Source organism: Pseudomonas sp. B21-028 (assembly GCF_024749045.1).
GTDB lineage: Bacteria > Pseudomonadota > Gammaproteobacteria > Pseudomonadales > Pseudomonadaceae > Aquipseudomonas.
Map to the genome: position 1 here is coordinate 6424858 of NZ_CP087184.1, position 13605 is coordinate 6438462.

The 13605-nt window shown below is 61.3% G+C and carries 11 protein-coding genes; 6 read left to right on the forward strand and 5 right to left on the reverse strand.

Annotation, left to right across the window (positions count from 1 at the left end; all coding sequences use genetic code 11):
* Nucleotides 1-66: 66 nt before the first annotated feature.
* Both hexR and LOY35_RS28080 read right to left on the reverse strand, forming a co-directional pair.
* Entirely contained in the window at nt 67-933 is an 867-nt protein-coding gene (gene hexR / locus LOY35_RS28075; protein ID WP_003187110.1) for a transcriptional regulator HexR, read from the reverse strand.
* 140 nt (nt 934-1073) lie between these two features.
* Entirely contained in the window at nt 1074-3947 is a 2874-nt protein-coding gene (locus LOY35_RS28080) for an EAL domain-containing protein (RefSeq protein ID WP_258629387.1), read from the reverse strand.
* A 254-nt stretch (nt 3948-4201) separates the two neighbouring features.
* Here LOY35_RS28080 and uvrD point away from each other — a divergent pair, with 254 nt between their 5' ends.
* From uvrD to LOY35_RS28095, 3 genes are all read left to right on the forward strand, one after another.
* On the forward strand, nt 4202-6385 hold the full coding sequence (uvrD, locus tag LOY35_RS28085) for a DNA helicase II (RefSeq protein WP_258629388.1): 2184 nt from the start codon (nt 4202-4204) through the stop codon (nt 6383-6385).
* A gap of 245 nt (nt 6386-6630) precedes the next feature.
* Nucleotides 6631-7503, forward strand: a complete 873-nt coding sequence (locus tag LOY35_RS28090; protein ID WP_258629389.1) for a Tim44 domain-containing protein — start codon at nt 6631-6633, stop codon at nt 7501-7503.
* Between the two features lie 141 nt (nt 7504-7644).
* Nucleotides 7645-8052 (forward strand): SMI1/KNR4 family protein, encoded by a 408-nt coding sequence (locus LOY35_RS28095; protein WP_047703885.1) that lies wholly within the window; start codon nt 7645-7647, stop codon nt 8050-8052.
* Between the two features lie 13 nt (nt 8053-8065).
* On the opposite strand, the gene LOY35_RS28100 is transcribed toward LOY35_RS28095, so the two are convergent.
* Entirely contained in the window at nt 8066-9829 is a 1764-nt protein-coding gene (locus tag LOY35_RS28100; protein WP_258629390.1) for a cation:proton antiporter, read from the reverse strand.
* Between the two features lie 278 nt (nt 9830-10107).
* Between LOY35_RS28100 and LOY35_RS28105 the strand changes: the two genes are divergently transcribed.
* The gene (locus LOY35_RS28105; RefSeq protein WP_047703887.1) at nt 10108-10593 is read left to right on the forward strand and encodes an acyl-CoA thioesterase; all 486 of its coding nucleotides are present in this window, start codon (nt 10108-10110) and stop codon (nt 10591-10593) included.
* A gap of 115 nt (nt 10594-10708) precedes the next feature.
* On the opposite strand, the gene pdxY is transcribed toward LOY35_RS28105, so the two are convergent.
* Nucleotides 10709-11581, reverse strand: coding sequence for a pyridoxal kinase PdxY (pdxY, locus tag LOY35_RS28110; protein WP_258629391.1), 873 nt, complete (start codon nt 11579-11581; stop codon nt 10709-10711).
* 120 nt (nt 11582-11701) lie between these two features.
* On the opposite strand from pdxY, the gene LOY35_RS28115 reads away from it, so the two are divergent.
* Nucleotides 11702-12124, forward strand: coding sequence for a DUF3301 domain-containing protein (locus LOY35_RS28115; protein ID WP_258629393.1), 423 nt, complete (start codon nt 11702-11704; stop codon nt 12122-12124).
* 12 nt (nt 12125-12136) lie between these two features.
* Here LOY35_RS28115 and LOY35_RS28120 read toward each other — a convergent pair whose 3' ends face one another.
* Nucleotides 12137-13102 (reverse strand): GTP-binding protein, encoded by a 966-nt coding sequence (locus tag LOY35_RS28120; protein WP_258629394.1) that lies wholly within the window; start codon nt 13100-13102, stop codon nt 12137-12139.
* Between the two features lie 28 nt (nt 13103-13130).
* Between LOY35_RS28120 and LOY35_RS28125 the strand changes: the two genes are divergently transcribed.
* Nucleotides 13131-13484: an NADH:ubiquinone oxidoreductase gene (locus LOY35_RS28125; RefSeq protein ID WP_258629395.1), complete on the forward strand. Its 354-nt coding sequence runs from the start codon at nt 13131-13133 to the stop codon at nt 13482-13484.
* Nucleotides 13485-13605 lie beyond the last annotated feature (121 nt).

The following is a 13605-nucleotide window of genomic DNA, read 5'->3' on the forward strand; positions in this document are numbered from 1 at the left end:
ATGACGATTTGGCGGCGCGCGGGTTACAGAACGATGAATGTTGCGACTAGTGGCCTCTTGCAGCTTCTAATCATCCAACGCCTTCACCGACTTGGGCGACAACCGCAGGCTACGAAGGCTGCGCTTGACGCTCTTGAGGTGGTTGACCAGGCTCGGCCCGCGGGCCATGGCAACGCCCATCGCCAGCACATCGATCACCACCAGGTGAGCGATACGCGAGGTCAGCGGCGTGTAGATCTCGGTGTCTTCGTGCACGTCGATGGCCAGGTTCACCGTCGAGAGTTCGGCCAACGGCGTCTGGCTCGGGCACAGGGTAATCAGCGAGGCGCCGCTTTCGCGAACCAGGTTGGCGGTGATCAACAGATCCTTGGAACGTCCCGACTGGGAAATGCAGATCGCCACATCGGTGGGCTTCAGGGTGACCGCGGACATGGCCTGCATGTGTGGATCGGAATAGGCGGCCGCCGTGAGCAACAACCGGAAGAACTTGTGCTGCGCATCCGCCGCCACCGCGCCCGACGCGCCGAAGCCGTAGAACTCGACACGCTGGGCCTGGGACATGGCCGTGACGGCTTTCTGCAGCGCCACCGGATCGAGCTTCTCGCGGACCTCCATGAGGGTGTGCAGGGTGGTGTCGAAGATCTTCAGGCTGTAGTCGGCGACCGAATCGTCTTCATGGATCGCAAACTGGCCGAAACTCGCACCGGCCGCCAGGCTCTGCGCCAGCTTGAGTTTCAGGTCCTGGAAACCGGAGCAACCGATGGCGCGGCAGAAGCGCACGATGGTCGGTTCGCTGATACCGACACTGTGGGCAAGATCGGCCATGGAGCTGTGCATCACGGCCGCGGGATCAAGCAGTACGTGATCGGCGACTTTCAGTTCCGACTTGCGCAGCAGGTGGCGTGACTGGGCGATGTGTTGCAACAGGTTCAAGGGGCTGGACTCTTGTTATTGGCGGTGGCCGGGATGTAGCAAGTTTGTAGTTATACTACAGGAAATGCCTTTTTGCCCGCCCAATACGTAACTCGATATCCCTGTTTCATGCCGTATGCACGCCATGTAGCAGTCCGGCGCTATAAACCGTCTTCATTGGCCCGCAGCAAGGCAGCCAGGCCCTCGGCCTCGACAGGACGGCTGATGAGGTAGCCCTGGACTTCGTCGCAACGCTCGGCCTTCAGGAATTCGAGCTGCCCCGGCCGCTCGACACCTTCGGCCACCACCTTCAGCGATAGACCGTGAGCCATGGCGATGATCGCCCGGGTGATGGCCGCGTCCTCGCCGCCCTCCTCCAACCCACGGATGAACGCCTGGTCGATCTTCACGTAATCCACCGGAATACGCTTGAGGTAACTCAGGGACGAATAGCCGGTACCGAAGTCGTCGATCGCCAGCTTGACCCCAAGGTCACGCAACTGCTGGAAGGTGGCGATGATGTGCTCGACGCTGTCGAGCAACTGGCTCTCGGTCAACTCCAGCTCCAGGTATTCGGGAGCCAGGCCGGTTTCTTCAAGCACTTGGCGCACGAGGCTGACGAGCTTGCCCTGGCGCAACTGGTGCACCGACAGATTCACCGACACCCGGATCGGCGCAAGCCCCTGGCGCTGCCATTCGCACGCCTGCCAACAGGCCTGGCGCAGCACGAATTCACCAATGGGCCCGATCAACCCGGTCTCCTCGGCGAGGCCGATGAAATGCCCCGGCGGCACCCGCCCCATGGCCGGATGGTCCCAGCGCACCAGCGCTTCCGCCGCCTTCAGACGACCGCTCGCCAGGCACAATTTGGGCTGGTAGAAGACCTTCAACTGTTGCTCTTCGAGGGCCTTGCGCAGCTGGTTCTCCAGTTGCAGGCGCTCCAGCGTACTGGCCTGGAGGCTGTCGGTGTAGAACTGGAAGTTATTGCCGCCCAGGTGCTTGGCATGTTGCATGGCCATGTTCGCCTGGCTGACCAGGGTGGAAACGTCCCGCGCGTTGTCGGGCAACAGGCTGATGCCGATGGAAGCGCTGACCACCAGCTCGTGACCTTCGATGGTCTGTGGCAACCGCAACTTGGCGGACAAGCGGGTGGCCATGCGCGCCAGGCTTGAGAGATTGCCATAGGCATCGAACAGTACCGCGAACTCATCGCCGGACAACCGGGCAATGGTGTTGGCCTCCGGCAGCGCATTGATCAGGCGCCGGGCCATCTTCTGCAACAACTGGTCGGCAATGTCGTGGCCGAGGCTGTCATTGAGCAGTTTAAAACGGTCCAGGTCGATGTGCAGCAAGGCCAGGCTGCGGCGCCCGCCCTGGCGCACCCGCTGTTGCGCTTCCTGCAGGCGTTCGCGGAACAGCGAGCGATTCGCCAGGCCGGTCAACTCGTCGTAATGGGTGAGGTAGCGCATCCGCTCTTCGGATTCGCGTCTAGCCGACAGATCGGCGAAAAAGCCTACGATATGACTGACGCTTCCCCGGGAATCCCGCACGATGCTCAGTTGCAGCCACTGCGGATACAACTCGCCATTGGCCCGCGCTTCCACCAGTTCACCCTGCCAGGTGCCGTGCTGCTTGAGCGCCTGGCGAATGACCGGATAGTGCCGGCGCGCATCGCGACTGCACGGCAGGTCGACGACGTTACGCCCCAGCATGTCCTCGATGTTGAAGCCGGTAATCCGGGTGAATGCCTGGTTCGCGGCGAGCAGCGCGTAATGGGGGTCGAAGATCACGATGCCTTCGCTGGCGGCCTCGAACACCGTGGCCGCCAATTGCCGCTGCTGTTCCAGCTCCTTACTGACGCTGATGTTTCTTCGGGTGCCGACCATGCGCAGCACCCGGCCGCTGGCGCTGCGTTCCACGGCCCGGCCGCGGTCTTCGATCCAGACCCAGTGGCCATCGCCGTGGCGGATGCGGTACTCGATCTGGTAGTCCTCGCTGCGACCCTTGAGGTGTTCGACCAGGGCTCGCTTGAGCGCGGGCAGGTCCTGGGGGTGCAGGCGTGGCGTGAGGTGGCTGAGCATTGCCGTGATGTATTCCGGCTCCAGGCCCAGCAATTCCTTGAGCTGGGTGTGATGGACTTCATCGGTCTGCAGGTTCCAGTCCCATAGCCCCAGCTCACTGGCCTTGAGAGCCAGGGCCAGACGCGCCTCGCTCTTGCTCAAGGCCTGGCTGGCCGCCTGCAGTTCGAGGCTGCGCTGGGCGACCCGCGCCTCGAGACTTACCTGGGCCGCACGCAGTTGTTCCTCGGCAAGACGACGCTGTTCGACCTCCCGTTCCAGGGCTCCGTTAAGCTGGGCACTGCGGATTTGCGTCTGTTGCAGATGCTCGATCAGTGCCTGATTCTGGAACCGTCGCAGCATGCCGCTTTGCATCAGTCGATTGACCTGCCAGGCCACCACGCTCAGGGAGACCAGCACCACCAGGCCGAGCCAACCCCATCCGCGCTGCTGTTCGTCACCGCCCCAGAACAGGAAACCGATGGCCGGCAACAGGCAAGGCAAAGTGAAGGAAAGAAAAGCCGGAAGGCTCACGGCATAGGCAACGCTGGCCGACAGGGTGGCCGCACCGATCAGGCCGAACACCCAGGCTTGTTGCTGGAAGCTGTCGGCAGGAACCAGGGCGATGCCGGCCCCGGCCAGCGTCAGGCCAGTCATCGCCGAACCGAGCAGGAACATGCGCAACCAGATCGGGTGCGCCTGGCGGCTGGGTATCGCCGAATCAAAGGCAGCGACCTGTATCACCCGTAGCGCCACTAGCGACAACAGCCAGATCAGCCACACACTGACCAGGACATAGCGCGACGGTCCCCACAACAGGGCGGCGCAAACCAGGCCGTTGACCAGCATGAACAACGTGGGCAGCAGCGAGCCCTGGTACAGCAACCGTGTACGCTCTACAGCCATCTCCGTGGCGTACTGCTTGCAGATGACCCGCGGCTCCACAGAGGGGCCCGCCAGATCGGAATTGAGGGTCATAGGCACTGTTCTTGTTCTTAGGGGCACGGAGAACCCGAAACGAGCACCGAGCATACACAAGCCAGAGGCCATCCCACACTGCTCCCGCTCACAAAAATATCTAAAAATGTCGCTATTTCGTTGGACGACGAGCTCTTCGAGTGAGCTGCGCCAACGCTTGTGCCCCATGACTTACCAGTCATCCCGAGCGGTCTTTTATCGGCTGAGGCAAAGCTGGGTTTGCCCGGGGTGGCGCCGCACCCTAGAATGCGCCGATGCGCGATGACCTCTCCCTTCTGCTGAACTCCCTCAACGATGCCCAACGCCAGGCCGTAGCAGCCTCCGTGGGTCGACAGTTGGTCCTGGCCGGTGCCGGTTCCGGTAAAACCCGGGTGCTGGTGCACCGTATCGCCTGGTTGATCCAGGTCGAGAACGCCTCGCCCCATTCGATCCTGTCGGTGACCTTCACCAACAAGGCCGCCGCCGAGATGCGTCACCGCATCGAACAGCTGATGGGCATCAACCCCGCCGGCATGTGGGTCGGTACGTTCCACGGCCTGGCGCACCGCCTGTTGCGGGCCCATTGGCAGGAGGCCGGCCTGAGCCAGACCTTCCAGATCCTGGACAGCGACGACCAGCAGCGGCTGGTCAAGCGGGTGATCCGCGAGCTAGGCCTGGACGAACAGCGCTGGCCGGCCCGCCAGGCCCAATGGTTCATCAACGGCCAGAAGGACGAAGGTCTGCGTCCGCAACATATCCAGGCCAGCGGCGACCTGTTCCTGGCAACCATGCGCAGCATCTACGAAGCCTACGAGGCCGCGTGCCAGCGCGCCGGGGTCATCGATTTTTCCGAACTGCTGCTGCGGGCGCTGGACCTTTGGCGTGATCACCCGGGGCTGCTGGCGCACTACCAGAAGCGCTTCCGGCATGTGCTGGTGGACGAGTTCCAGGACACCAACGCCGTGCAATACGCCTGGTTGCGCCTGCTGGCCAAAGGCGGCGACAGCCTGATGGTGGTGGGTGACGATGATCAGTCGATCTATGGCTGGCGCGGTGCCAAGATCGAGAACATCCATCAGTACTCGGCGGATTTTCCTGACGCCGAAGTGATCCGCCTGGAACAGAATTACCGCTCCACCGCTGGCATCCTCAAGGCCGCCAACGCCTTGATCGCCAACAACACCGGGCGCCTGGGCAAGGAATTGTGGACCGACGGCAGCGAAGGCGAAGCCATCAACCTCTACGCCGCCTTCAACGAGCACGATGAAGCCCGCTACGTGGTGGAAACCATCGAGAACGCGCTGAAAACCGGCCTGGCCCGCAGCGACATCGCCATCCTGTATCGCTCCAACGCCCAGTCGCGGGTATTGGAAGAAGCATTGTTGCGCGAGCGGATCCCCTATCGCATCTACGGCGGCCAGCGCTTCTTCGAGCGCGCCGAAATCAAGAACGCCATGGCCTACCTGCGCCTGCTCGAAGGTCGCGGCAACGACGCCGCCCTGGAGCGGGTGATCAACGTACCGACCCGGGGCATCGGCGAGAAAACCGTCGAAGCGATCCGCGATCATGCGCGTCACAGCCATGTCTCCATGTGGGAATCCATGCGTCTGCTGGTGGCCAACAAGGGCGTGACCGGTCGCGCCGCCGGCGCTCTGAAGGCTTTCATGGACCTCATCGAGGACCTGGCCGCCAAATGCGCGGAGATGCCGCTGCACTTGATGACCCAGACCGTCATCGAACAGTCCGGCCTGATTGCCTATCACGAAGCGGAAAAAGGCGAGAAAGGCCAGGCCCGGGTAGAAAACCTCGAGGAACTGGTCAGCGCCGCCCGCAACTTCGAGAACACCGAAGAAGATGCGGACCTGTCGCCCCTGGCGGCCTTCCTCGGCCACGCCTCCCTGGAAGCCGGCGACACCCAGGCCGAGGAGCACGAAGACAGCATCCAGTTGATGACCCTGCACAGCGCCAAGGGCCTGGAGTTCCCCTATGTGTTCCTGGTGGGCATGGAAGAAGGCCTGTTCCCCCACAAGATGAGCCTGGAAGAACCGGGGCGCCTGGAAGAGGAACGCCGCCTGGCCTATGTCGGCATTACCCGGGCGATGCAGAACCTGGTGCTGACCTACGCCGAAACCCGACGCCTGTATGGCAGCGAGACCTACAACAAGGTGTCGCGCTTCGTACGTGAGGTGCCGAAAGGCCTGATCCAGGAAGTGCGTCTGTCCAACAGTGTCAGCCGTCCGTTCGGTGGCAGCCAACAGCACGGCACCAGCAGCCTGTTCGGCGGCAGCGACATCCCGGAGACCGGCTTCAGCCTCGGCCAGGCCGTGCGGCACTCGGTGTTCGGCGATGGCGTGATCCTCAATTTCGAAGGCGCCGGCGCCCAGGCCCGGGTGCAGGTGAATTTCAGCGAAGGCAGCAAATGGCTGATGCTGGGGTATGCCAAGCTCGAGGCGATCTAGAAAGATTGCTCGATACTTTATGTGGGAGCGAGCAGGCTCGCTCCCACAGTGACCTTTCGGCATCTGGCTGCTTTCCGATAGAACTTGTCCCCCTTTCCTACGGCCCAAAGCGAACAGGCCCTCCTGCGCCTCTGAAGCTGAACCTAAGCTGTCACGCAAAAGCCCGAAACACTCTGTCGCTAGCCAGCAACAGTTCACCTGTGCAACATGGCGCGCGTGCTACTCACAAATGGGAATGCCTTTATATGAAACGTTTTCTGAGCATCGCCATGGCGTTGTGCATCGGCCTGACGATGGCCATCGACGCCAATGCCGCCAAACGCTTTGGCGGTGGTAAAAGTGCGGGCGCGGCCCCGACTCACCAGACCAGCCAGATGGCTCCGTCCTCGGCAGCCGGTCCGACTGCCGCCACCGCAGGCGCGGCCGGTGCCGCGGGTGCTGCCACCAAGGCCGGCGGTGCTTCGCGCTGGCTCGGCCCCCTGGCCGGCATCGCCGCCGGTGGCCTGCTTGCCTCCATGTTCATGGGCGGCGGCTTCCAGGGCATGCAGATCTTCGACATCCTCATCCTCGGGGTCATCGCCTTCCTGGTGTTCCGCTTCATTGCCGCCCGTCGTCGCAAGCAGCAGGAACAATACGCTCCGGCCGGTCATGCGCCGATGCAGCGTGAAACATTCAACCAGCAGCCTGCCGGTGGCTCGATCTTCGGCGGCTCGGCACCCGTTGCCGCCCGTCCGGTGATCAACGCCCCCGCCTGGTTCAACGAAAAGAACTTCGTCGAAGCCGCGCGCACCCACTTCCACTCCCTGCAGCAACATTGGGACGCGAACGAAATGGACAAGATCGCCGAGTTCGTGACCCCGCAACTGCTGGAGTTCCTCAAGCGCGAGCGCGCCGACCTGGGTGATGGCTACCAGTCCACCTACATCGACAACCTTCAGGTGCAGTTGGACGGTGTCGATGATCGTGCCGACAAGACCATCGCCACCCTGACCTTCAGCGGTGTATCGAAGGACTCTCGCTTCGACCAGGGCGAAGCGTTCAGCGAAAGCTGGAACATGGAGCGTGCCCAAGGCGAAAACCAGCCTTGGCTGGTGGCAGGTATTCGCCAGAACGGTTGAACCTTTGCGCATTTCGCCTGTTGAAATAAGAGAACCCCGGCTCAAGCCGGGGTTCTCTTATTTCGCGGTTGCATCTATGGCGCGCTACTGTATAAACCGCCTCATGTAAAACCGCGCCATCGAGAACGAGGACACCTGGACGTGGAAGAAATCATCGAACAATTGCGTGAAGCCAACGAACCGGTACCGGTTCCACTGGAGTTGCCCGACGAAGACTTGCTGGTAGAGATCGAAGAGCAGTTGTTCATCGATATCCCATTCGTCTTCAGGGAGTTTTTGCTGACCGTCAGCGATGTCATCTATGGCAGCCTGGAACCGGTCACCGTTACAGATCCCAATTCCCATACCTACCTGCCGGAAGTGGCCGCCACTGCCTGGGATGCAGGTGTGGACCGCAGCCTGATTCCGATCTGCCAGGACGGCGACGATTATTATTGCGTCGAAGAAGACGGAACCGTGGTGCTCTGGCAAGCCGAAGAAGAACTGGTTGCCGAAGAAACCTGGGAGTCCGTCTGGCATTGGGCGCGGGACGTCTGGCTGGAAAGCTGATCAGCACCAGGGATCAATGCCCGGACGACTCCTTGTGGTTGTCCAGGGTTTCCATCAAGGCCACCTGCATCCGTGTATGCAGGCGGACAAACCAGCGCCAGAGCAATGCCGCCACGGCTGTCGCCACCACGGCAATCAACACCAGCAACTTGTTGGTCGGCAGGATACTGGCCGACAAGGCTGCCAACAGCAGGAAAATCACCAGCAGCGAGAGGATAGGGATCACTTCGGCGATCACCCGCCGCACCCGCTGGGTGTGACGACCGGCCATCTCGGCCTTCACGCCCATCTCCGCCAACAGCATCGACAATGCCTTGAGCTTGCGATAGGCCGCGATCAGGAAGGGCAGCGACAACAGCAGCGCCCCGCCCCAGATCAACGCCTTCCGCCAGCTCGGGTCACTGATCCAGTCCTGCATGTAGACCGACATCCGCTCGGCGAAATACCCGCCCGACACAAAAATCGCGATCACCAGTGCCAGGTTGATGCCCACCTGCAGCAAGATCCGCCTGATCATCGACGCGACCAATGCTCCTTCGCCCTGAGGCTGGATGCTGCGCAGCCATTCACCGTACATGCCCAACACCCGCGTCAGCCGTTGCGGCATGACAGCCGCCAACTTGAGGGACAACGGATCGGCGGCACGGATCAAATAAGGCGTCAACAGTGTGGTCAGCACCGAGACGGCGACCGCTACCGGATAGAGGAAGTCACTGGTGACCTGCAGCGTCATCCCCAGTGAGGCGATGATGAAGGAGAATTCGCCAATCTGCGAAAGCCCCATCCCGACTCGCAACGAGGTGCGTCCATCGTTGCCGGCGATAAAGGCGCCGAGGCCGCAGGACAACATCTTGCCCAGCACCACGGCCGCCGTGATCACGGCAATCGGCCAAGCGTACTGCAGCAATATGGCCGGGTCGAGCATCAGGCCTATGGCGACGAAAAAAATTGCACTGAACAGATCACGCACCGGCTCTACCAGCCGCTCGATTTTCAGCAACTGCCGGGACTCGGCCATGATCGCCCCGATCAGGAAGGCCCCCAGCACCATGCTGTATTCCAGTTTTACCACCAGCAGGCAGAAGCCGAAACACAGGCCCAACACGGTGATCAGCAGCATCTCGTTGCTGTCGAACTTCGCCACGTAGGCCAGCAGCCTCGGCACCAGCAGGATACCGACGACCAGCGCGACGATCATGAACAAAGACAGCTTGCCAACGGTGGAGAACACCTCGCCGGAGCTCACCGTTCCGCTGACGGCGATGCTCGATAACAAGGCGATGATGCCGATGCCCAGGATGTCTTCAACGATCAGCACACCGAAAATCAGCTGCGCGAAGCGCTCGTTCTTCATCTTCAGATCGTTGAGCGCCTTGACGATGATCGTGGTCGAGGAAATGGCCAGGATGGCGCCCAGGAATAGCGAGTCCATGGTATTCCAGTCGAACCAGCGACCGATTTCATAGCCGATCCAAATCATCAGCACGATTTCGAGGAACGCTGCGATAAACGCCGTGGCGCCAACCTTGAACAACTTGCGCAGGCTGAATTCCAGGCCCAGACAGAACATGAGGAAGATCACACCCAGCTCGGCGAGGGTCTTGATGGTGTCTTCGTCATGGATGAAGCCGAATGGCGGCGTATGGGGGCCGATAAGAAAACCGGCAACGATGTAGCCCAACACCACCGGTTGCTTGAAACGATGGAAGAGCACGGTCACCAACCCGGCCGCCATCATGATGATTGCCAGGTCTTGAATGAAATTGATGGCGTGCATCGGTCGGGCTCCCTGATCAAAATGACTCATCGCCAAGCTGGATAAGTCCACTTCCTTTGTAGGAAATGCCCTTGCGATGGGCTTTTGCAGGTTAACACCGCGACTTCCGACAAAAAGACGGTGCAATATATGGAAACAGATCCATCGACGCGTGACGGCGGGCACAGGCGCAGCGTCCCGATATCGGTGGTTTTGAAAAACCTGATGGCCTATGGGCCAGCGACCAGCGTCCGCAGAGGCGCACTCCCTGAATTGCTGCCTTGAACCGTGAGTACGTTATGGAACCCGGAAACGCCCAACTGTCGATGACGGTGTTGATGACCCCCGATATGGCCAACTTCTCTGGCAATGTCCATGGCGGTACCCTGCTCAAATACCTCGACGAAGTCGCCTACGCTTGTGCCAGCCGTTATGCGGGACGCTACGTGGTGACCTTGTCGGTGGATCAGGTGATCTTTCGCGAGCCGATTCATGTCGGCGAACTGGTGACCTTCCTGGCCTCGGTGAACTACACCGGCAACACGTCGATGGAAGTGGGCATCAAGGTCGTGACCGAAAACATTCGCGAACGCTCGGTACGCCACACCAATAGCTGCTTCTTCACCATGGTTGCGGTGGATGACCAGCGTAAACCCGCGACGGTCCCGCCCTTGCAGCCACAGAACAGCGAAGCAAAGCGCCGCTACGAGCAAGCGCAGCAGCGCCGGCAGATCCGCCAGGAACTGGAGAGGCGTTACCAGGAGATCAAGGCGGACGGGCCTTAACCATTCAGCTTGTGGGACCGACTTGCGCCCTTCGCGAGCAGGCTCACTCCCACAGTATCTGAACCTACTCGGTCAACTGTGGGAGTGAGCCTGCTCGCGAAGGGGCCGGCATTGATCAAAGATTGATCGGCACTGCCTCGAAGCGTACCCGCGGATGAGCGATCCGATCCTGGGCACGGACCAGCTCCAGCTCATAGCTGGCGCAAGCCTGGGTTTCCAACAGCACCTCATGCACTGCAGCAGCGGTGAATTCGAAAGCCGCCACCAGGCTGTCTCCCAGCAGGATCCGCGCCAGGAACAACCCCGAGGTCAGGTCACCCACGCCCACTGGCTGGCGAGGGAAAGCCAGCAGGGGACGGCTCAGGTGCCAGCTGTCATCGGCAGTCACCAGCAACATCTCGAAGCGATCCTCGGGCTTGCCGGGGTAGGCCAAGTGCTTGACCAGGACAGCCTTCGGTCCGCGAGCCATGAGTGCGCGAGCCATGGCGAGGCAATCGAGCAACGACTGCGCCTTGCGCCCCGAGAAGCTGTCCAGCTCCAGTTGATTCGGGCACATGAGGTCAGCCACGGCCGCAGCCTCATTCAACAGGAACTCACTGACCTCCGGCGCCACGATACAGCCCTTCTCCGGGTGCCCCATGACCGGATCGCACAGATACAGCGCCTTGGGGTTAGCGGCCTTGATCCGAGCCACGCCCGTCAGAATCGCCCGCCCCTGGGCGGCACTGCCCAGATAGCCGGACAGCACCCCGTCGCAATGACCCAGTTCACCAATCGCTGCAATGCCCTCGACCAATGCCGGTATCTGCTGCGATGCGAGCACCTCGCCAGCCCATTGGCCGTACTGGGTGTGATTGGAGAACTGCACGGTATTGAGCGGCCAGACATTCACGCCGATACGCTGCATGGGAAATACCGCAGCGCTGTTGCCTGCGTGACCGAATACCACGTGAGACTGGATGGCAAGCAGATGAGGCGTCCGTTTCATGGGGAGGGTTTTCCGTAAAACGATTGAAATTCAAGCCGCGCAGTATGCGACTAAACGCAGCCTGTACGACAGACCGGCGACACAGTTAAGCTGACAGCAACTTGTGGGAGCACTTCGTTCATGCTGACTCTTGGAAACATCTTCGTGCTGATGCTGCTGGCCACCGGCGGCGCCTGGTTGTGGCACAACCATGGTTTGCGCGAACGGGCCCTGGCGAGGGTCGTGCAGCATTGCGCCAACCTCAAGATCGAGCTGCTGGACGGTAACGTAGCGCTGAAGAAGATCGGTTTCGTGAAGGATGGCAGTGGTCGGCGAAGGCTGGCCCGTGTCTACAATTTCGAGTTCACCGTCACCGGCGAGTCCCGTCATGCCGGCACCATTACCCAGTTTGGTGCCCACAGCGCGCAGATTGAACTCGCGCCGTATCCGATGCCCTTCGAAGAACCCCCCGAAACGCCGGTTGGGCCGATCCAGACCAGACCCCGGGCCGAGGTCATCGAGCTAAGCCAGTGGCGTCAGGAACACAACAAGTGGAAGCCTTGAAACAGGTCTGACTCAGAAGCGCCGACAGTTCGCCAAGCCGGCTTGCAACGCTTCAACGTCTTGCGGCTGGCCGAAAATCAGTTCGAGCCGTGAATCCTGGCGCCATTCGCTGGCTTGCCAAGTCAGCGCCCCTCCATCCAATGCATTGGCTGACACCCAGCCGTCGTGACTGTGGATAACCAGCTTCGCCCGTTTCCAGTTCCCGCCTCGCAGCCATCCCGTCACGGCCGCAGTGTCGAAACGTTGACTTGGATGCCAACGCCAGCCGATGCTCCAACCCTCTTCTCGCTCCTGATACAGGCAGATCGGCAACGTTGGATCACTCCAGATCGCCGGCATCTGACCCACATCCCTGGGCAGGCTCGAGTTATCCACAGCCCCACTCCCCCGCGCACCCCACCCCGGCAGCCTGCCGAGGGGCAATGCGGCCTGTTGCGTCCAGTGCTGCGCAAGGGGCGGTAGCTGGGCGGCGATGCGGGCGCGGTCGGTTTCACTGAGGCCTTCGGACTTGTTCAGCACCAGCAGCCCGGCATCGGCCAGCGCTTGCTGCTGCGCCTCGGGCAAAGGTTTGCCTTGGGCCAGCGCCTGGGCATCCAGGACCATCACGCAGGGCTGGACCGCCAGCACGCCGAGCCACGGCGGCTGTTGGAGCTGCAGCAGCAGTTGCGCAGGATGGCCCAGGCCGGAGGGCTCGATAAACAGCCGGTCCGGTCGCGCCTTGCGCAGCAGACGGCCGAGGCCGATCTGAAACGGCGCGCCGTTGACGCAGCACAGGCAGCCCCCAGCCACTTCCCCCAGTGCGATACCATCGGCCGTCTGAGTCAACAAGGCGGCATCCAGGCCGATCTGGCCGAACTCGTTGATCAGCACCGCCCAGCGCTCATCGGCCGGGCGTTGGGCCAGCAATTGCCTGATCAGGCTGGTTTTGCCGGCTCCCAGGGAACCGGCAATGACATGGGTGGGGATGTTCTGCAACATACTCGGCGACTTTTGATGGAGGTGAACGATGCGGATAATCGGTTGGTGCTTGTTGGCGCTGTTTTCGGACCAGGCACTGGCCCAGGCTTGCGTGGTTCACAGTCAAGCGGAGCGGCTCGATGTGAAAGTCTGCCAGCAGAACCGCAGTATCCCGCCCAAACTGTTCGCCGACGGCTTCTGCCAACCGAACCTCGCCGGGCAGAAAGTCGACGTGCAATACGTCGATCAATGCCCCGGCGGTGCCTTTGGCATCTGCAGCAACGCCCAGGTTGCCAATATGCCTTACCGACAGGATATTCACTATTACGGCGTCGCCACCGATACCGCTTATCTCAAGCCGTTTTGTGAAGGCAAAAGCCAGGGTACCTGGCTCAAACCTTAGGCTCTGTGTAAAAAGTCTTGAGACGCAGGTCAGGCAAGGCGAAAACAGCCGAGGAACGGCCGGGGTCGCGCTCGACTTTACGGGTTGTAAATGAGCATTCCGAGGCTGTTTTCAACGCAGC

Bases quoted from the DNA above. Each gene is read 5' to 3' on its own strand.
- uvrD (WP_258629388.1), top strand. From the start codon at position 4,202: ATGCGCGATGACCTCTCCCTTCTGCTGAACTCCCTCAACGATGCCCAA.
- pdxY (WP_258629391.1), bottom strand. From the start codon at position 11,581: ATGAAACGGACGCCTCATCTGCTTGCCATCCAGTCTCACGTGGTATTC.
- LOY35_RS28100 (WP_258629390.1), bottom strand. From the start codon at position 9,829: ATGCACGCCATCAATTTCATTCAAGACCTGGCAATCATCATGATGGCG.
- LOY35_RS28105 (WP_047703887.1), top strand. From the start codon at position 10,108: ATGGAACCCGGAAACGCCCAACTGTCGATGACGGTGTTGATGACCCCC.
- LOY35_RS28090 (WP_258629389.1), top strand. From the start codon at position 6,631: ATGAAACGTTTTCTGAGCATCGCCATGGCGTTGTGCATCGGCCTGACG.
- LOY35_RS28080 (WP_258629387.1), bottom strand. From the start codon at position 3,947: ATGACCCTCAATTCCGATCTGGCGGGCCCCTCTGTGGAGCCGCGGGTC.
- LOY35_RS28115 (WP_258629393.1), top strand. From the start codon at position 11,702: ATGCTGACTCTTGGAAACATCTTCGTGCTGATGCTGCTGGCCACCGGC.
- LOY35_RS28120 (WP_258629394.1), bottom strand. From the start codon at position 13,102: ATGTTGCAGAACATCCCCACCCATGTCATTGCCGGTTCCCTGGGAGCC.
- LOY35_RS28125 (WP_258629395.1), top strand. From the start codon at position 13,131: ATGCGGATAATCGGTTGGTGCTTGTTGGCGCTGTTTTCGGACCAGGCA.